Origin of the sequence: Streptomyces calvus, assembly GCF_006782915.1 — a bacterium.
GTDB lineage: Bacteria > Actinomycetota > Actinomycetes > Streptomycetales > Streptomycetaceae > Streptomyces > Streptomyces calvus.
In genome coordinates, this window is the sequence record NZ_VCNP01000054.1 from 120799 (window position 1) to 138773 (window position 17975).

The following is a 17975-nucleotide window of genomic DNA, read 5'->3' on the forward strand; positions in this document are numbered from 1 at the left end:
CTCGGCCATGGCACCTACTCCCAGCGGAAGAACTTCCCGGCCGCCGCGAGACCCGCGACCGCCCACACGGCGAGGATCCCGAGGTTGCCCCACGGCATCCCGGCCCCGTGCTGGAGCACGTCCCGCAGGCCCTCCGACAGCGCGGAGATCGGCAGCAGACCGAGCACGTCCTGCGCCGCGTCCGGGAACCGGTCCAGCGGCACGACCACCCCGCCGCCGACGAGCAGCAGCAGGAACACCAGGTTCGCGGCGGCGAGCGTCGCCTCGGCCTTCAGCGTGCCCGCCATCAGCAGACCGAGCCCGGAGAACGCGGCCGTGCCCAGCACCAGCAGCAGGAGCACGGCCAGGGGGCTGCCCTGCGGGGACCAGCCGAGCGCGAGGGCGATCGCCGTCACCAGGACCACCTGGAGGACCTCGGTGACCAGCACGGACAGCGTCTTCGCGGTCATCAGGCCCCAGCGCGGCAGCGGCGACGCGGCCAGCCGCTTCAGCACGCCGTAGCGGCGTTCGAAACCGGTCGCGATGGCCTGACCGGTGAACGCCGTCGACATCACCGCGAGCGCGAGGATGCCGGGCGCGAGGAAGTCGACCGTCTCGCCGTCGCCGGTGTCCACCACGTCCACGGTGCTGAAGAGCACCAGCAGCAGCGTGGGGATGACCACGGTGAGCAGCAGCTGCTCGCCGTTGCGCAGCAGCATCTTCGTCTCGAGCACCGCCTGCGCGGCGATCATGCGGGCCAGGGGAGCGGCCCCCGGCCTCGGGGAGTAGGTGCCGGTGGCCGTCACGCGCGCAGCTCCTTGCCGGTGAGCTCCAGGAAGACGTCTTCGAGGGTGTGCCGCTCGACCGAGATCCGGTCCGGCATCACCCCGTGCTGCGCGCACCAGGAGGTGACGGTGGCCAGCAGTTGCGGGTCGACCTTGCCGACGACCCGGTACGAGCCCGGGGCCACCTCGGCCGCCGAGGTGTCGGCGGGCAGGGCCTTCAGCAGGGAGGCCACGTCCAGGCCGGGCCGCCCGGAGAAGCGGAGCGTGTTCTCGGCGCCGCCACGGCACAGCTCCTCCGGGGAGCCCTGGGCGATGACCCGGCCGGCGTCGATGATCGCCACGTCGTCGGCGAGCTGCTCGGCCTCGTCCATGTAGTGCGTGGTGAGGATGACGGAGACACCGTCGGCGCGCAGGTCCCGTACCAGGTCCCAGGTGGCGCGGCGGGCCTGCGGGTCGAGGCCGGCGGTCGGCTCGTCCAGGAACACCAGCTCCGGACGGCCCACCACGGCCATCGCCAGCGCGAGCCGCTGCTGCTGGCCGCCGGACAGGCGCCGGTAGGACGTACGGCCGCAGGAGCCGAGGCCGAGCCGCTCGATCAGCGCGTCCACGTCCAGCGGATGCGCGTGCAGCTTCGCCACGTGCCGCAGCATCTCGTCCGCCCGTGCGCCCGAGTAGACGCCGCCGGACTGGAGCATCACCCCGACGCGGGGCCGCAGCGCCGCCGACTGCCTCACCGGGTCGAGGCCCAGGACGCGCACCGTGCCGGAGTCCGGCCGGCGGTACCCCTCGCAGGTCTCGACCGTGGTCGTCTTGCCCGCCCCGTTGGGGCCGAGCACGGCGGTCACGCCCTGCCGGGCCACCAGGTCGAGGCCGTCCACCGCGGTCTTCGTTCCGTACCGCTTCACCAGGGCCTGGACCTGGACCACGGGCTCACTTCGCATGGGTCACGAGTCTAGGGAGACGACCGGGGGGTCAGACCGTGGGGTGCTGGAAGTCCTCCTCGCGGGGCCGGTGCACCGGCAGCCACCGCTCGGCGTAGGCCACCGCGTCCGCCACCGGGAACAGCCGCGCCGCGGCCGCCCCGACCGTGCCGCGCACGACGGGACGGTCCCGTTCGAAGTCGTGCCCCAGCTCGTCGAAGCGTTCGGAGCTGATGGCCACCTCGGTCACCGTCTCCCAGCCGCCCGGACCGGGGCGGCCCACCGTGACGCGCGGCGACGGGACCCGGTACTCGGCGAGGTGGAAGCAGGTGCAGCTGTCGTATCCGGCGCCGAGCAGCAGCACCCGCGCGCCGAGCCGCTCCAGTTCCGCCAGCGGGCTGCGTTCGCCGAGCCGGCAGTCGGTGGCGTGGCCCGCGACGATCCGTGCCGCGCGGGCGCCGACGGCCGCGAACGACGTCTGCGGGTGCGCGCTGCGCAGCGCCCCGGGCCAGGTCCGCACGGTCTCCGGGACCACGCCGACCCCGCGCGAGGGCGTGGTCAGCGGGTCGTAGGCGGGCATGGTGGCCCGGATGGTCTCCCACCACTCCTCGGGCACGGGCGGTGCCTGCCACAGCGCCGGGTCGGAGAGGTGGCCGGACTGGGTGGGGACCACCAGCGTGCCGTCGGGGCCGAGCGCGTCGAGCAGCGCCCGGACGACCGTGACCGCCCCGCCGTTGACCCAGCCGAGGGCGCTGAGCGAGGAGTGCACGAGGAGGCTCTCACCGGCCCGGACACCGAGCTCGCGCAGCTGCGCGGCGAGTGTGTCGCGGGTCACGAGTGGGCCGGTGGGAGGGGGTACGGGCATGGTCCGGGAGTCTTCCGCACACCGCTGCCGTGTGCCACCGATTTGATCGATCAAAGATCGTTTCCGCAGGTCAGATTAGGTATACCTAAGTGACGCAGCGCACTGTCGGGGCGTTCAAGCGCGGCTTGCCGGTCTCCGCCGAATTACGCAACAATGGCGTTGTGAAAAACGGTGCACGATCGACCGAGCCTCCTCATGAGGAGCTGGCGACCGGTGAGCGGTCCACCCGCAACCGGGTCGCCCGGTCCATCCTGGACCACGGCCCCTCGACCGTCGCCGAACTGGCCGAGCGACTCGGACTCACCCAGGCGGCCGTCCGCCGGCACCTGGACGCGCTGGCCGCGGACAACGTCGTGGAGGCTCGCGAGCGACGGGTCTACGGCGCGCGCACGCGCGGACGCCCGGCCAAGGTGTTCGCCCTGACGGACTGCGGCCGTGACGCCTTCGACCAGTCCTACGACAAGCTCGCCGTGGACGCCCTGCGCTGGATCGGCGAACGGGAGGGCGGCAGCAAGGCGATCGCCGCCTTCGCCCGCGCCAGGATCGCCGCCCACGCCGAGTCCTACCGCCAGGCCGTGGAGGCCGCCGCCCCCGAGGAGCGGGCATCGGCCCTGGCCAAGGCGCTGAGCGCGGACGGGTACGCTGCAACCGCGCGCAGCGCTCCCCACCCCCAGCAGGGCGAGCAGCTCTGCCAGCACCACTGCCCGGTCGCCCACGCCGCCGAGCAGTTCCCGCAACTGTGCGAGGCCGAGACGGAATTTTTCGCCGAGCTCCTCGGTACGCACGTACAGCGGCTGGCGACGATCGCGCACGGCGACGGCGTCTGCACGACGTTCATCCCCAAGATTTCCCACACCGCATCTGCAAGCACGTCCGGGAGGAACCCCGCATGACTCTCCCCACGGAGACTGCCCACCCCGAGCTGGAGGGTCTGGGCAAGTACGAATACGGCTGGGCCGACCGTGACGACGCCGGTGCCTCCGCGCGCCGCGGCCTGAACGAGGACGTCGTCCGCGACATCTCGTCCAAGAAGGACGAGCCGGAGTGGATGACCAAGCTCCGCCTCAAGGGCCTGCGCCTGTTCGAGAAGAAGCCCATGCCGAACTGGGGCTCCGACCTCTCCGGCATCGACTTCGACAACATCAAGTACTTCGTGCGCTCCACGGAGAAGCAGGCGGAGTCCTGGGAGGACCTCCCCGAGGACATCAAGAACACCTACGACAAGCTGGGCATCCCCGAGGCGGAGAAGCAGCGCCTCGTCGCCGGCGTCGCCGCCCAGTACGAGTCGGAGGTCGTCTACCACCAGATCCGCGAGGACCTGGAGGAGCAGGGCGTCATCTTCCTGGACACCGACACCGCGCTGAAGGAGCACCCGGAGCTCTTCAAGGAGTACTTCGGCACCGTGATCCCGGCCGGTGACAACAAGTTCGCCGCGCTGAACACCGCCGTGTGGTCCGGCGGCTCCTTCATCTACGTCCCGCCGGGCGTGCACGTCGAGATCCCGCTCCAGGCCTACTTCCGGATCAACACCGAGAACATGGGCCAGTTCGAGCGAACCCTGATCATCGTCGACGAGGGTGCCTACGTGCACTACGTCGAGGGCTGCACCGCCCCGATCTACAAGAGCGACTCCCTGCACTCCGCGGTCGTCGAGATCATCGTCAAGAAGAACGCCCGCTGCCGCTACACGACCATCCAGAACTGGTCGAACAACGTCTACAACCTGGTCACCAAGCGCGCCGTCGCCTACGAGGGCGCGACCATGGAGTGGATCGACGGCAACATCGGCTCCAAGGTGACGATGAAGTACCCGGCCGTCTACCTCATGGGCGAGCACGCCAAGGGCGAGACGCTGTCCATCGCCTTCGCCGGCGAGGGCCAGCACCAGGACGCCGGCGCCAAGATGGTCCACATGGCCCCGAACACGTCGTCCAACATCGTCTCCAAGTCGGTGGCGCGCGGCGGCGGCCGCACCTCCTACCGCGGTCTCATCGAGATCGGCGAGGGCGCCCCGGGCTCCAAGTCCAACGTGCTGTGCGACGCCCTGCTCGTCGACACCATCTCCCGCTCGGACACCTACCCGTACGTGGACGTCCGCGAGGACGACGTGTCCATGGGCCACGAGGCGACCGTCTCCAAGGTCTCCGAGGACCAGCTCTTCTACCTGATGAGCCGCGGTCTGAGCGAGGACGAGGCGATGGCGATGATCGTGCGCGGCTTCGTCGAGCCGATCGCCAAGGAACTGCCGATGGAGTACGCCCTCGAACTCAACCGGCTGATCGAACTGCAGATGGAAGGCGCGGTCGGCTGACCCACCCCGCCGTCCGTCCAGCCCCTTACGCAAAGGAAAGCGAGCATTACGACAGCCATGGCTGAGGCTCAGAACATCCCCGTGGGCTCCACCACCGCGGGCTCGATCGCGGTGGCCGCCGAGTCGACCGTCGCCACCCGCATGAGCGCGCCCCCGTCCTTCGACGTGGCGGACTTCCCCGTCCCTCACGGCCGAGAAGAGGAATGGCGCTTCACCCCGCTGGAGCGGCTGCGCGGCCTGCACGACGGCACCGCCACCGCCACCGGCGAGGGCGTCAAGGTCGCCGTGGAGGCGCCCGAGGGCGTCACCGTCGAGACCGTCGGACGCGACGACGCCCGGCTCGGCCGCGCCGGCACCCCGGTGGACCGCGTCGCCGCCCAGGCGTACTCCGCCTTCGAGCGGGCCTCGGTCGTGACCGTGCCGAAGGAGACCGTCCTCACCGAGCCGATCCGCATCGCGGTGCACGGCGAGGGCGGCACCGCCTACGGCCACCAGGTGATCGAACTCGGCGCCTTCGCCGAGGCCCTCGTGGTCATCGACCACACCGGTGACGCGGTGCTCGCCGCCAACGTCGAGTACGTCCTCGGCGACGGCGCCAAGCTGACCGTCGTCTCGGTCCAGGACTGGGACGAGAAGGCGGTGCACGTCGGCCAGCACAACGCCCTCGTCGGCCGCGACGCCTCCTTCAAGTCGGTCGTCGTCACCTTCGGCGGCGACGTCGTGCGCCTCCACCCGCGCGTGCAGTACGCCGGACCCGGCGGCGAGGCCGAGCTGATCGGCCTGTACCTCACCGACGCCGGCCAGCACCAGGAGCACCGCCTCCTGGTCGACCACAACGTCCCGCACTGCAAGTCCAACGTCGTCTACAAGGGCGCCCTGCAGGGCGACAACGCGCACGCCGTGTGGATCGGTGACGTGCTCATCGAGGCCAAGGCCGAGGGCACCGACACCTACGAGATGAACCGCAACCTGGTCCTCACCGACGGCGCCCGCGTCGACTCCGTGCCCAACCTGGAGATCGAGACCGGCGAGATCGTCGGCGCCGGCCACGCCTCGGCGACCGGCCGCTTCGACGACGAGCAGCTCTTCTACCTGATGGCCCGCGGCATCCCGGAGCACGAGGCCCGCCGCCTGGTGGTCCGCGGCTTCTTCGCCGAACTGGTCCAGCAGATCGGCGTCCCGGACGTCGAGGAGCGCCTGCTCGCCAAGATCGAGGAGGAGCTGGAGGCGGCGGTCGCATGACCTTCCGACGCGCCTGCGGGCTGAGCGAGCTGGAGGAGGACACCCCGAAGCGGGTGGAACTCGACGGCACGCCGGTCTCCCTCGTGCAGACCGGGGGCGAGGTGTTCGCGATCCACGACATCTGCTCGCACGCGAACGTCTCCCTCTCGGAGGGCGAGGTGGACGACTGCCACATCGAGTGCTGGCTGCACGGCTCGCGTTTCGACCTCCGTTCCGGCAAGCCCGACGCCCTTCCGGCGACGCGCCCCGTCCCCGTATACCCCGTAAAGATCGAAGGGGACGACGTGCTCGTCTCCGTCACCCAGGAGTCCTGAGGCACCCATGGCTACGCTTGAAATCCGAGACCTTCACGTCACCGTCGAGGCCGACAACGCCACGAAGGAAATCCTCAAGGGCGTCGACCTCACCGTGAAGCAGGGCGAGACGCACGCCATCATGGGCCCCAACGGCTCGGGCAAGTCGACTCTCGCCTACTCGCTCGCGGGTCACCCCAAGTACACGATCACCGGCGGCACCGTCACCCTCGACGGCGAGGACGTCCTGGAGATGTCCGTCGACGAGCGCGCCCGCGCCGGCCTGTTCCTCGCCATGCAGTACCCGGTCGAGGTCCCCGGCGTCTCCGTCTCCAACTTCCTGCGCACCTCCGCCACCGCCATCCGCGGCGAGGCCCCCAAGCTGCGCACCTGGGTGAAGGAGGTCAAGGAGGCCATGGAGCGCCTCAACATGGACCCCGCCTTCGCCGAGCGCAACGTCAACGAGGGCTTCTCCGGCGGTGAGAAGAAGCGCCACGAGATCCTCCAGCTCGAACTGCTCAAGCCGAAGGTCGCGATCCTCGACGAGACCGACTCCGGCCTGGACGTCGACGCGCTGCGCGTCGTCTCCGAGGGCGTCAACCGCGTCCGCGAGTCCGGCGAGGTCGGCACGCTGCTGATCACCCACTACACGCGCATCCTGCGCTACATCAAGCCCGACCACGTCCACGTGTTCGCGGCCGGCAGGATCGTCGAGTCCGGCGGCCCCGAGCTCGCCGACAAGCTCGAGGCCGAGGGCTACGAGGCCTACACGAAGGGTGGCGCATCCCAGTGAGCGACGCACGCGAGGCCACCGGCCCGCAGATGCCCTGCGACCCGCAGGTGCGCCTCGCGGGCGGAGCAGCGAAGGAAAGGGGCGAGGCGTGACACAGCTGCCGGGCCTCCTCGACACCGAGGCGATCCGCAAGGACTTCCCCATCCTGGACCGCCAGGTCCACGACGGCCAGAAGCTCGTGTACCTGGACAACGCGGCGACCTCCCAGAAGCCCCGCCAGGTGCTGGACGCGCTCAGCGAGTACTACGAGCGCTACAACGCCAACGTCCACCGTGGCGTGCACGTCCTCGCCGAGGAGGCCACGGCACTGTACGAGGGCGCGCGCGACAAGGTCGCGGAGTTCGTCAACGCGCCCTCGCGCGACGAGGTGATCTTCACCAAGAACGCCTCCGAGTCGCTGAACCTCGTGGCCAACATGCTCGGCTGGGCCGACGAGCCCTACCGGGTGGACCACGAGACCGAGATCGTCATCACGGAGATGGAGCACCACTCCAACATCGTGCCGTGGCAGCTGCTCGCGCAGCGCACGGGCGCGAAGCTGAAGTGGTTCGGCCTCACCGACGACGGCCGCCTCGACCTGTCCAACATCGACGAGGTCATCACGGAGAAGACGAAGATCGTCTCCTTCGTGCTGGTGTCGAACATCCTGGGCACGCTCAACCCGGTCGAGGCGATCGTGCGCCGCGCCCAGGAGGTCGGCGCCCTGGTGTGCGTCGACGCCTCCCAGGCCGCGCCGCACATGCCGCTGGACGTGCAGGCCCTCCAGGCCGACTTCGTCGCCTTCACCGGCCACAAGATGTGCGGCCCGACCGGCATCGGCGTGCTCTGGGGCCGCCAGGAACTCCTGGAGGACCTGCCTCCGTTCCTCGGCGGCGGCGAGATGATCGAGACCGTGTCGATGAGTTCGTCGACGTACGCGCCGGCCCCGCACAAGTTCGAGGCGGGCACCCCGCCGATCGCCCAGGCGGTCGGTCTCGGCGCGGCCATCGACTACCTGTCGGCCATCGGCATGGACAAGATCCTCGCCCATGAGCACGCCATCACCGAGTACGCGGTCAAGCGCCTGACCGAGGTCCCGGACCTGCGCATCATCGGTCCCGCCACGGCCGAGGACCGCGGTGCCGCGATCTCGTTCACCCTGGGCGACATCCACCCGCACGACGTGGGGCAGGTCCTGGACGAACAGGGCATCGCCGTCCGGGTCGGCCACCACTGCGCACGGCCGGTCTGCCTGCGGTACGGAATTCCTGCGACCACGCGAGCGTCGTTCTATCTGTACTCCACGCCGGCCGAGATCGACGCACTGGTCGACGGCCTGGAGCACGTACGGAACTTCTTCGGATGAGGGGCTGAGGCGTGAAGCTGGACTCCATGTACCAGGACGTCATCCTGGACCACTACAAGAACCCGCACGGGCGGGGTCTGCGGGATGGCGACGCCGAGGTGCACCACGTCAACCCGACGTGCGGTGACGAGATCACGCTGCGCGTGAAGTACGACGGCACGACGATCAGCGACGTCAGCTACGAGGGGCAGGGCTGCTCCATCAGCCAGGCCTCCGCCTCCGTGCTGAACGAGCTGCTGGTCGGCAAGGACCTCGCCCAGGCGCAGCGGATCCAGGCGACCTTCCTGGAACTGATGCAGTCCAAGGGGAAGATCGAGCCCGACGACGCGATGGAGGAGGTGCTGGAGGACGCGGTCGCGTTCGCCGGCGTCTCCAAGTACCCCGCCCGGGTCAAGTGCGCCCTCCTCAGCTGGATGGCGTGGAAGGACGCGACGGCCCAGGCGCTGGGCGCCGACGCCGAAAGGACAACGGCATGAGCGAGACCCTGGAGATGAAGCCGGCCTCGGAGGAGGAACTCCGCGAGGCCCTGATGGACGTCGTCGACCCCGAGCTGGGCATCGACGTCGTCAACCTCGGCCTCATCTACGGCATCCACATCGACGACTCCAACGTGGCGACCGTCGACATGACCCTGACGTCGGCGGCCTGCCCGCTCACCGACGTCATCGAGGACCAGGCCAAGTCCGCCACGGACGGCCTGGTCAGCGAGCTGCGCATCAACTGGGTCTGGATGCCGCCGTGGGGCCCCGACAAGATCACCGACGACGGCCGGGAACAGCTCCGGGCGCTGGGCTTCAACGTCTGAGCAACCTCCGCGCGGTTTCCCGCAGTGGCCCCCGGCAGTCCGCCGGGGGCCACTTCGCGTTCCGGGCCCCGTCGTTACGATCACCGGCATGGGGTACGCACTGCTCGCCGCAGCCATCGCAGCCGAAGTCGTCGGGACCACCGCCATGAAGTACAGCGAGGGGTTCACCCGGCTGTGGCCCTCGCTCGTCACCGCCGTCGGGTACCTGGTGGCCTTCGCGCTGCTCGCGCAGACCCTGAAGTCCCTGTCCGTCGGCACCGCGTACGCCCTCTGGTCCGGGGCCGGGACGGCCGTCATCGCGGCGATCGGGGTCGTGTTCCTCGGTGAAGGGCTGACCCTCGCCAAGGCCGCCGGCATCGGGCTGATCATCGCCGGTGTGGTGGTGCTGAACCTGGGCGGGGCGCACTGACGGACCGCACCGGCCGCGGCCCGCGACCGCACCCTGAGATGCGGCCCCGACCGGTTCGCGTCCGTGCCCACCGGGCGGTTAGGTTGCCCTCATGACCGACACGACTGCTCACAGCACCACCGGCGCAGTGGCCGCCGGCCTCGCCACCGTCGCCGCCGACGGCACCGTCCTCGACACCTGGTTCCCCGCCCCCGAGCTGGTCCCGGACCCCGGCCCGTCCGGCACCGAGCGGCTCTCCGCCGAGCAGGCCGCGGAACTGCTGGGCGGCGGCGCCACCGCCGCGGTCGGGCCGGACGCCCGCCGGGGTGTCGAGGTCGTCGCGGTCCGTACGGTCATCTCCTCGCTGGACGAGAAGCCGATCGACGCGCACGACGTCTACCTGCGCCTGCACCTGCTCTCGCACCGTCTGGTCCGGCCGCACGGCCAGAACCTCGACGGCATCTTCGCCTTCCTCGCCAACGTCGCCTGGACCTCGCTCGGCCCGGTCGCCGTGGACGACCTCGAGAAGGTGCGCCTCAACGCCCGCGCCGAGGGCCTGCACCTGGCCGTGACGTCCGTCGACAAGTTCCCGCGCATGACGGACTACGTCGCCCCGAAGGGTGTGCGCATCGCCGACGCGGACCGGGTGCGGCTCGGTGCGCACCTCGCCGAGGGCACCACCGTCATGCACGAGGGCTTCGTCAACTTCAACGCCGGCACGCTCGGCACGTCGATGGTCGAGGGCCGCATCTCCGCCGGTGTGGTGATCGGCGACGGCTCGGACATCGGCGGCGGCGCCTCCACCATGGGCACCCTGTCCGGCGGCGGCAACGTGCGCATCAGCATCGGCGAGCGATGCCTCATCGGCGCCGAGGCGGGTGTCGGCATCGCCCTCGGTGACGAGTGCGTGGTCGAGGCCGGCCTGTACGTCACCGCGGGCACCCGCGTCACCATGCCCGACGGCCAGATCGTCAAGGCCCGTGAGCTGTCCGGTGCCTCCAACATCCTCTTCCGCCGCAACTCGGTGACCGGCACGGTCGAGGCCCGCCCGAACAACGCGGTCTGGGGCGGCCTCAACGAGGTCCTGCACAGCCACAACTGATCCGATCGTCACACCCGTATGCTCACGTACGGGTTACTCCCCGTGACTTCGAGGTCGTTTTGGCAGATGAACGGGTGGACACAGTGTCCGATCAGACGCCGGGACGACAGACGTACAGGAATGGGGACGGGCGATGACGAACAAGTGGATGTGGGGCGTACTGCGCTACGCGGTCGGAGTGATGGGTGTGGTGGCCGTGCTGATGCTGTGCGGGACCCTCGCCGGGTCCGCACACGCCGACGAGACCAACACCGCGTCCCACAACGGTCACCGGTTCGGGCTGCTCAACGCCAACGTGGGGCAGATCGACGACCCGGCGGAGGACGTGCTGGAGCACTTCCTGCTGTTCGGTGACGGATACGTCTGGGACTGACGCACGCTTCGCCTCGGCGGGCCGGACGCGCCGTGTGGTCGCACACGACGGCGCCTCCGGCCCGCCGTCGTGTGCGGGACGCTCGCCGGGGCCGTGCGGCCGTGTCAGGCGGACAGGTGCGCGTAGGCCGCGGTGAGGCTCTCCGTCGTCTCCGGGCCTGCTGGCCGCAGGGGCGGGCGGACCGGGCCGGCGGGGAGGGACTGGGCGGTCAGGAGGGCCTTGGCGGTGACGGTGCCGGGCAGGCCGCCCGCCATCATCGCCTCGATCAGCGGCGTGGCCCGCTGCTGGAGGCGCGCGGCACGGGTCGTCTCGCCCGCGTCGAAGGCGTCCAGGACGGCACGGATGTGGGCCGGCGCCACGTTGGCGACCGTGCTGACGCAGCCGGCGCCGCCGACGGCGTACAGGGCCAGGTTGTGCTCGTCGCAGCCCGCGTAGTAGGCGAGGCCGGTGCGGGCGAGGACCTTCTGGGCGGCGAGGAAGTCGTACGAGCAGTCCTTCACCGCCACGATCCGGGGGTGGCCGGCGAGGCGGAGCAGGGTGTCGGGCTCGATGCGGACGCCGGTGCGGGCGGGGATGTCGTAGACCATCACGGGCAGGCCGGTGGCGTCCGCGACGGTGCGGAAGTGCTCCTCGACCGCGTCCTGCGGGGGTCGGCTGTAGTAGGGGGCGACGACCAGCAGGCCGTCGGCGCCGGCCTGCTCGGCCTCGCGGGCCAGTTCGGCGGTGTGGCGGGTGTCGGGGGTGCCGACGCCGGCGACGACCGCGGCGCGGCTGCCGACGGCCTGGCGCACCGCCGCGACCAGGGCGGACTTCTCCGCGTCGGTGGTGGTGGGGGACTCGCCGGTGGTGCCGGACAGGACCAGGCCGTCGCAGCCCCGGGTGACCAGGTGGTCGGCCAGTTCCTGGGCGCCGTCGAGGTCCAGCGCGCCGGTCGCGGTGAACGGAGTGATCATCGCGCACAGCGTGCGGCCGAAGGGCGGGGGCGGGGGCGCGGATGCGGTGGTGGGGTCGGTCATGGGGGTAGTGTCGGACGCCTGGTTGTGAAGTTCCACTTATATGTTCTGTTCGGTATCGATAAGCGTTGCTTTATGGATAGGGGCAGTGGCGGACGGGTACCCGGTCGGCCCGACCGAGAGGAGGCGGAACATCGTGACCGGAACCATCGATCGACGACGGGTTCATGACGAGCACAGTGTGGGCGAACTCGTCGGGCAGGCCACCGAACAGATCTCACGGCTGGCGCGGCAGGAAGTGGCTCTCGCCAAGGAGGAACTGGCGGAGAAGGGACGTCGCGCCGGGCGCGGCGGCGGGATGCTGGGCGCGGCCGGGGCGTTCGCGTACGCGGGGCTGCTGGCGCTGGCCGGCACGGCCGTCGCCGCACTCGACCTGGTGCTGCCCCTGTGGGCGGCGGCGCTGATCGTCACCGCGGTGCTGTTCGCCGTCGCGGGCCTGCTGGCGCTCGCCGGTCGCGGTCAGTTGCGCCGGGCCACACCGCCCAAGCCCGAGCGGACGCTGGGCAGCGTGCGGGCCGACATGGAGGAGATCAAGGAAAGGGCGCACCGATGACGCACGACGTGAGGCGCGCGGGATCGCACCTGGACGCGGACGCCGAGGCAGCGGCGGCGGGGCGAGGCGCCAAGGGGCCGGACGAGCTGCGGCGCGAGATCGAACGGACGCGGCACGAACTCGGCGACACCGTCGCGGAGCTGGCGGACAAGATGGACGTCAAGGGGCGGGCCCGGGCACGGGCCGACGACCTGCGGGACCGGGCCGGAGCGATGACCGTGCAGATGCGCAGCAGCGCCGCGCACGCCGGCGAGGTCGGGATGCGGCACCGCAAGCCCGTGATGATCGCCGGAGCGGCGGTCGGCGCGGCGGTCGCCGCGGGCGTGATGATGCGCCGCCGCGGCTGCTGACGCCGGAAACGGGGCGTCCGCGCGCGGCTTGACCTCAAGTTCGGTCGAGGTCGGATGCTGTGGTCATTCCGCCGAGCCGAGGAGGCCACCATGACGACCCGCCGTACGAACCGGCACCCGGACCTCGCCGATCCCCGCATCGGCGCGCCCTTCTTCAGTACCTGGCGGGTGGGCACGCCCGAGCGGCAGGCCCGCACCGTCGAGGCGATCGCGCACACCTGGGAGCGGCGTGCCTGGCCCAGCCGCGACCTGCTCGGCTACCACGTGTACGCCGGTGAGGACGGGGACACGCTGCTGCACTACTCGCAGTGGGCGAGCGAAGGCGCGTACGAGGCGTTCGTGAAGACCCACCGGCAGGAGCGGGTCGACGAGATCGACACCGCCGTGCCCGGGATCGAGCGGGTCGGGCTGCACCGCTACCGGCACTACCGCAGCGGCACCCGCGAGGACGGGGCCGTTCCCGGGTGCGTGGTGATCGTCGACGTGGAGTTCGAGGGAGCCGACCCCGAGCGGCTGCGCGAATGGGTCGACGCCGTCTTCGAGGCCCTGGACGGCGAGGAGCCGCATCCCGGCGGCATCGCCGCCCACTTCCACTTGGGTGTCGAAGGCAACCGGGTGCTCAACTACGCGGAGTGGGAGAGCGCCCGCGCCCATGCCGACGCGCTGGCCGCACCGGGGGAGGGGATCGGGTCGGGCAGCGCCGCGTGGCGGCGGGTGCAGACCTGGCCGGGGCTGAAGGGCAGCACCGTCCGGCGGTACGAGCACGCCCTCGGGCTGGTGCCCGGCGGGGCCGGCTGAGACGTCCGGCCGGCCCCGGGCGAGCCTACGGGCGGAACCGCAGGACCTGCGGGTCGTGGTCGCTGATCTGGTCGTGGAACTCCGCGTTGATGTGCACGCTGTCGTAGTCGAACGCGCCGCGGCGGATCGACGGACTGACCAGGATCTGGTCCAGGGCCTGGCTGTTGCCCTGGTACACGTACGAGTAACGCTCGGACTCCGGGAGGGACTTGACGGCCGACCAGAGCGTGCCGTCGCCCTCCAGGAGGTCCGTCGTGGTGGAGAACTCGAAGTCGTTGATGTCGCCGAGGACCACGACGTCCGCGTTCTTCTGGGTCTTGAGGATCTTCGCCGTGAAGTCGTGGACGGCCTTCGCCTGGAGGTGGCGCTGCTGCTCCGAGGAGCGGGCCGGCGGCTGGTACTGCGAGGTCAGGCCCTGGTCGCCGCCCTTGGACGCGAAGTGGTTGGCGATCACGATCACCGTGCGGCCGCGGAAGACGAACTCGCCGGCCAGCGGCTTGCGGCTGTTGGCGAACGCCTCGGAGGCCGGGTCGACCCGGCCCGGAGACAGGGTCAGGGCGGCCTTGCCGCGCACCTTGGTGACGTCGACGGGCGTGGTGGCGTCGCCGCCCGCGCGGTCGGTGAAGGAGACCCGGTAGGGGTTGAACAGGAAGACCTGGCGGATGTTGCCGCCGGGCTCGCCGCCGTCGGCCTTGTCGGCCGGATCGACCGCGCGCCAGTCGTAGCGGGGGCCGCCGGCCGCCACGATCGCGTCGGTCAGCGCGGCCATCGTCCGGTCGGCGGCGACCGTGCCGTCGTCGGTCGCGCCGTTGTTGTCCTGGATCTCCTCCAGGGACACGATGTCGGGCGACTGCAGGTTGTTCACGATCGCGGCGGCGTGCGCGGCGAACGTGTCGTCGGACGGGTCGAGGTTCTCGACGTTGTAGGTCGCCACCGCCAGTTCCCGGGCGTGCTGCGCGCGGGTCGTCTCGCGCCGCAGGTCCCCGCCGCGCAGCTCGCCGAGCCGGGTGGCGACGAGGGTGTAGCCGCCGTACTGGTTGTAGTCCAGCGGCCCGGCGGTGGTTCCGGCGAGGGTGTCGCCGACGTTCGCGTCGGGGAAGTCGGCGGCCCTGCCCAGTGACTGGATCTGCAGCCGGCCGGTGTTCTGGGCCGCGTACGAGCCGTAGACCGTGCCGCCGCGGCGGTTGCGGTTCTCGTCCGGCTTCACCGTGACCCACAGTTCGGCGTACGGGTCGGTGGCGCCCACCACGCGGGTGTCGGCCACCGTCACGTTCATGCCCTCCAGGGACTCGTAGAAGTCCAGGGCGTACGCGGCGGGGCGCAGCGGAAGCGCGTTGACCGAGCCGTTCGGGGACGGTGTGTAGGCGTCCGGGACGGACCGCGCGTCGATGGTGGTCGCGGCCGGGACCGGATTGCCGCTGGAGAGGACCTCGACGGTGGGGCGCGTGATCTCGGTCAGGGACTGGTTGCCGGACGACGTGCCGCCCGGGACGTACTCGGAGACCGTGCCGGAGACCGTCACGGCGTCGCCGACCGCGACGCCCTTCGGGGTGGAGCCCGTGAAGACGAAGACGCCCTCGCTGGTGGCGGGGTCGGCGTCCGGGGCGGGGTCCTGGATCCAGAAGCCGCGGGAGGAGCCGTAGGTGCGGATGCCGGTGACGATTCCGGTCACATCCGTGACCTGCTCGCCGGCGTACGGCGAGAGGCGGGTGCCGCCCTGGATGTCATGGATGCGCACGGTGTCGGCATGCGCGGGAGTGGGCAGGGCGACTATCTGGGTGGCAGCCGTCGCGGAGCACACGGCGGCGACGGTGAGCGCGGCGAGGCGCGCGGACGACTTGCTCGGCAACGGATTCCTCCGGGGGCGTGATCTGCGCCGGGGACGAGGGTGGGAACGTGGGACACGATGTGTCTACGCGCGTCAATGTCCAGCCTGGCCAGGCCACTTGTCAAGGTTTCGGCCATGTACGGACGCTGAAGGGGAGATGAAGCGGGCGGCATGGGTGGAAATCCGTCTAGGCTGAGCGGCTGAGTCGTAAAAGGCGCCCTAGGAGAAACAGCCGATGTCAGACAGCTCCCCCCTGCCGCCCGCACGGCTGCGCCCCGAAGCGGAGCTGGCGCGCGACGCCCTGTCCGCCCCCGTGCTCTCCCGGGCGGCCCGGCTGGCCCGCTGGGCCGGCCCGGAGACCAGGGTCGACGCCGGGGGCGGGCTCGCCGAGGAGCAGCTTCCGGCGGCCGCCGCGGAACTCGGGCTGACCGGCGAGGACGCCGCCGCCGACGCCGGTGAGGCGTGGCGGGTCGCCGTGGACACCGGGCTCGTCGAGGTGGTCGACGAGGAGGAGGGCACGGTGACCGCGGGCGCCGGGCTGGCACGGCTCACCGGCGGCTCGCCGCAGGACGTGCTCGGGGTGTGGCTCACCGCCCTGGAGACCGTGCTCGCCGACGCGAGCGTCCCCGACCTGGACCAACTGGTCGACGCCATCGCCGCGGAGGACGGCTCCGGCGAACTCGACCTCGACGCGCTGGACTGGCAGCCGGAGGCCGAGGCGGAGTTCCTCGACGCCGTGCTCGGCAACCTGTACCTGATGACCGTCGGCGAGGAGGAGCCCGGCGGGACGATGGTGCCGCTGCCCGCCCTCGCCGCGTCGGTGATCGTGCCCGGCGACATGACGGAGCCCACCAACGACGTCCTCGAGCAGGTCTCCGACGCGATGATGCGGCTGGACGACCGGTTCCGGATGCTGGAGCCGGTGGGGCTCGTGGAGTACCGGCCGGTCGACGAGGCGCTGATGGCCGACGCCGACGAGGAGCCCGCCGCGCCGCTGGACGACACCGACGTCGCCCGGTACGGCATGGTGCGGCTGACCCCGCTGGGCCTGTACGGACTGCGCGCCCGCCTGCTGGAGGCCGGATTCGAGGCGCCGGCGGTCGGTGAACTCGCCGACAAGGGCGCCGACGCGCTGCTCGACGGCACCGCCGGATTCCCGTCGACGGCCGCCCACGCCGAGACCGAGCACTGGCTCTCCCGGCGCGAACCCCTCGCCGCCGCACGGGAGTTGTTGGCCGCGGCCCGCGGGTCCGACCCGGGCGCACCGCTGCGGCGGCTGCGCTGCCAGCAGGCGCTGTCGCTGGTCGGCGACACGGCGGAACCCGCGCTGCGCGAGGTGCTGGACGACGCCGAACTCGGCGGGCTGGCGCGGGTCTGGCTGGCCGAGCACGGGGCCGGGGACGTACCGCCGCCCTCCGAGGCGATGATCTTCTGGCTGACCATCGACACGGTGGCCGCCCAGCTCGCGGCCGAGGGCAACTCCGAGGAGCTGCGCTCCCTGGTGGAAGGGCTGGCCCGCGGGCACAGCGGCTTCTTCGAGGCGGCCTGGCGGGTGGACCACCCGGCCACGGCGGAGGTGCTGGAGGCGATGGGCCGCCTGCACCCGGACAAGAAGATCGCGAAGGAAGCGCGCAAGGCGGCCTTCAAGGCACGCTCCCAGCCCCCGCACGGGGTCTGATCCGTCCGGCCCCGGGAGCGGTCCCGACCGGCCCGTCGGGCCAGGGCGCGCCGGGGTGCGCGGAGCCGGTGGACCGGGCCCGTACTTCCGGGCGTACGCGGGTCCGCGCCCTTCCGGGCGTACGCGGGTCCGCGCACTTCGGGCGTGCGCGGGTCCGCGCGCTTCGGGGCGTACGCGGGTCCGCGCACTTCGGGCGTGCGTGGGTCCGCGCGTGAGAGTCCGGCCGGTGCCGGCAATCTGTGGGTCCGCGCGGGGGCCGGGCTGTGGTGTCCCGGAGTGCGCGGGCCGACCACGGAAGTGGGGACGAGGTGCCGGGGGCCGGGGTGCCGACGTGCGCGGAGGCGGTGGGGTGGGCCGGGCCGGACTTCGGTGGCTCGGAGTTCGCGTGCGAGGGCTCTCGGGTGTCCCCGCCGGGAGAGCGGACCGGCGTGCCCGGGCCCGAACCGTCCGCGGCGGTGACCCGTGCGGTTCACGCAAGGGGGAAGCGGCGTGACCCGCGGTGTTCAACTGGCGTTCAGCGATGGGCGCAAGCGTGGCTGCGCACGGGTCCGCCA

General features: G+C 71.4%; 20 protein-coding genes. 15 read left to right on the forward strand and 5 right to left on the reverse strand.

Translation table 11 applies throughout. The annotated features are described in order from the left end of the window. Nucleotides 1-14: 14 nt before the first annotated feature. The 3 genes from FGW31_RS26705 to FGW31_RS26715 are packed head-to-tail and all read right to left on the reverse strand — an operon-like array spanning nt 15 to nt 2549. A complete protein-coding gene (locus tag FGW31_RS26705; RefSeq protein WP_142196085.1) occupies nt 15-785 on the reverse strand; it encodes an ABC transporter permease in 771 nt (256 codons plus the stop codon). Next, a complete protein-coding gene (locus FGW31_RS26710) occupies nt 782-1705 on the reverse strand; it encodes an ABC transporter ATP-binding protein (RefSeq protein ID WP_142196086.1) in 924 nt (307 codons plus the stop codon). The genes FGW31_RS26705 and FGW31_RS26710 overlap by 4 nt, the downstream gene beginning before the upstream one ends. Nucleotides 1706-1736: 31 nt before the next feature. Next, a complete protein-coding gene (locus tag FGW31_RS26715; RefSeq protein ID WP_142196087.1) occupies nt 1737-2549 on the reverse strand; it encodes an AAC(3) family N-acetyltransferase in 813 nt (270 codons plus the stop codon). 161 nt (nt 2550-2710) lie between these two features. On the opposite strand from FGW31_RS26715, the gene FGW31_RS26720 reads away from it, so the two are divergent. The 11 genes from FGW31_RS26720 (at nt 2711) to FGW31_RS26770 (ending at nt 11201) form a co-directional block, all read left to right on the forward strand. Next, nucleotides 2711-3442 carry a helix-turn-helix transcriptional regulator gene (locus tag FGW31_RS26720; RefSeq protein WP_142196088.1) on the forward strand — a complete coding sequence of 244 codons (732 nt, stop codon included), beginning with the start codon at nt 2711-2713 and terminating at the stop codon, nt 3440-3442. Then, nucleotides 3439-4860: a Fe-S cluster assembly protein SufB gene (sufB, locus tag FGW31_RS26725; RefSeq protein WP_142196089.1), complete on the forward strand. Its 1422-nt coding sequence runs from the start codon at nt 3439-3441 to the stop codon at nt 4858-4860. Before FGW31_RS26720 ends, sufB begins: the two co-directional genes overlap by 4 nt. A 57-nt stretch (nt 4861-4917) precedes the next feature. Then, nucleotides 4918-6102 (forward strand): Fe-S cluster assembly protein SufD, encoded by a 1185-nt coding sequence (sufD, locus tag FGW31_RS26730; protein WP_142196090.1) that lies wholly within the window; start codon nt 4918-4920, stop codon nt 6100-6102. Further along, a complete protein-coding gene (locus FGW31_RS26735; protein ID WP_142196091.1) occupies nt 6099-6416 on the forward strand; it encodes a non-heme iron oxygenase ferredoxin subunit in 318 nt (105 codons plus the stop codon). Before sufD ends, FGW31_RS26735 begins: the two co-directional genes overlap by 4 nt. 7 nt (nt 6417-6423) lie before the next feature. Beyond that, nucleotides 6424-7188, forward strand: a complete 765-nt coding sequence (gene sufC, locus FGW31_RS26740) for a Fe-S cluster assembly ATPase SufC (protein WP_142196092.1) — start codon at nt 6424-6426, stop codon at nt 7186-7188. An 88-nt stretch (nt 7189-7276) separates the two neighbouring features. Then, nucleotides 7277-8533 carry a cysteine desulfurase gene (locus tag FGW31_RS26745; RefSeq protein ID WP_142196093.1) on the forward strand — a complete coding sequence of 419 codons (1257 nt, stop codon included), beginning with the start codon at nt 7277-7279 and terminating at the stop codon, nt 8531-8533. An 11-nt stretch (nt 8534-8544) separates the two neighbouring features. Further along, the gene (gene sufU, locus FGW31_RS26750) at nt 8545-9009 is read left to right on the forward strand and encodes a Fe-S cluster assembly sulfur transfer protein SufU (RefSeq protein ID WP_142196094.1); all 465 of its coding nucleotides are present in this window, start codon (nt 8545-8547) and stop codon (nt 9007-9009) included. Further along, nucleotides 9006-9338 (forward strand): metal-sulfur cluster assembly factor, encoded by a 333-nt coding sequence (locus FGW31_RS26755; RefSeq protein ID WP_129797254.1) that lies wholly within the window; start codon nt 9006-9008, stop codon nt 9336-9338. The genes sufU and FGW31_RS26755 overlap by 4 nt, the downstream gene beginning before the upstream one ends. Before the next feature lie 88 nt (nt 9339-9426). Beyond that, nucleotides 9427-9747, forward strand: a complete 321-nt coding sequence (locus FGW31_RS26760) for a DMT family transporter (RefSeq protein WP_142196095.1) — start codon at nt 9427-9429, stop codon at nt 9745-9747. Between the two features lie 91 nt (nt 9748-9838). Then, a complete protein-coding gene (dapD, locus tag FGW31_RS26765) occupies nt 9839-10828 on the forward strand; it encodes a 2,3,4,5-tetrahydropyridine-2,6-dicarboxylate N-succinyltransferase (protein WP_142196096.1) in 990 nt (329 codons plus the stop codon). Nucleotides 10829-10961: 133 nt separating this feature from the next. Further along, complete coding sequence (locus tag FGW31_RS26770) at nt 10962-11201, forward strand: hypothetical protein (RefSeq protein WP_233288710.1); 240 nt, start codon at nt 10962-10964, stop codon at nt 11199-11201. A 104-nt stretch (nt 11202-11305) separates the two neighbouring features. Here FGW31_RS26770 and dapA read toward each other — a convergent pair whose 3' ends face one another. Further along, entirely contained in the window at nt 11306-12217 is a 912-nt protein-coding gene (gene dapA, locus FGW31_RS26775) for a 4-hydroxy-tetrahydrodipicolinate synthase (RefSeq protein WP_182674627.1), read from the reverse strand. Between the two features lie 133 nt (nt 12218-12350). Between dapA and FGW31_RS26780 the strand changes: the two genes are divergently transcribed. From FGW31_RS26780 to FGW31_RS26790, 3 genes are all read left to right on the forward strand, one after another. Beyond that, nucleotides 12351-12767 carry a phage holin family protein gene (locus FGW31_RS26780; RefSeq protein ID WP_142196098.1) on the forward strand — a complete coding sequence of 139 codons (417 nt, stop codon included), beginning with the start codon at nt 12351-12353 and terminating at the stop codon, nt 12765-12767. Continuing rightward, nucleotides 12764-13117, forward strand: a complete 354-nt coding sequence (locus FGW31_RS26785) for a DUF3618 domain-containing protein (protein WP_142196099.1) — start codon at nt 12764-12766, stop codon at nt 13115-13117. The genes FGW31_RS26780 and FGW31_RS26785 overlap by 4 nt, the downstream gene beginning before the upstream one ends. Nucleotides 13118-13207: 90 nt before the next feature. Further along, on the forward strand, nt 13208-13915 hold the full coding sequence (locus tag FGW31_RS26790; RefSeq protein ID WP_142196100.1) for an antibiotic biosynthesis monooxygenase: 708 nt from the start codon (nt 13208-13210) through the stop codon (nt 13913-13915). 25 nt (nt 13916-13940) lie between these two features. Here the strand turns inward: FGW31_RS26790 and FGW31_RS26795 are convergent, their stop codons facing one another. Next, nucleotides 13941-15764 (reverse strand): endonuclease/exonuclease/phosphatase family protein, encoded by a 1824-nt coding sequence (locus FGW31_RS26795; protein ID WP_142196101.1) that lies wholly within the window; start codon nt 15762-15764, stop codon nt 13941-13943. Between the two features lie 214 nt (nt 15765-15978). Between FGW31_RS26795 and FGW31_RS26800 the strand changes: the two genes are divergently transcribed. Beyond that, nucleotides 15979-17421 carry a hypothetical protein gene (locus FGW31_RS26800; RefSeq protein WP_142196102.1) on the forward strand — a complete coding sequence of 481 codons (1443 nt, stop codon included), beginning with the start codon at nt 15979-15981 and terminating at the stop codon, nt 17419-17421. The last annotated feature ends 554 nt before the right edge of the window (nt 17422-17975 follow it).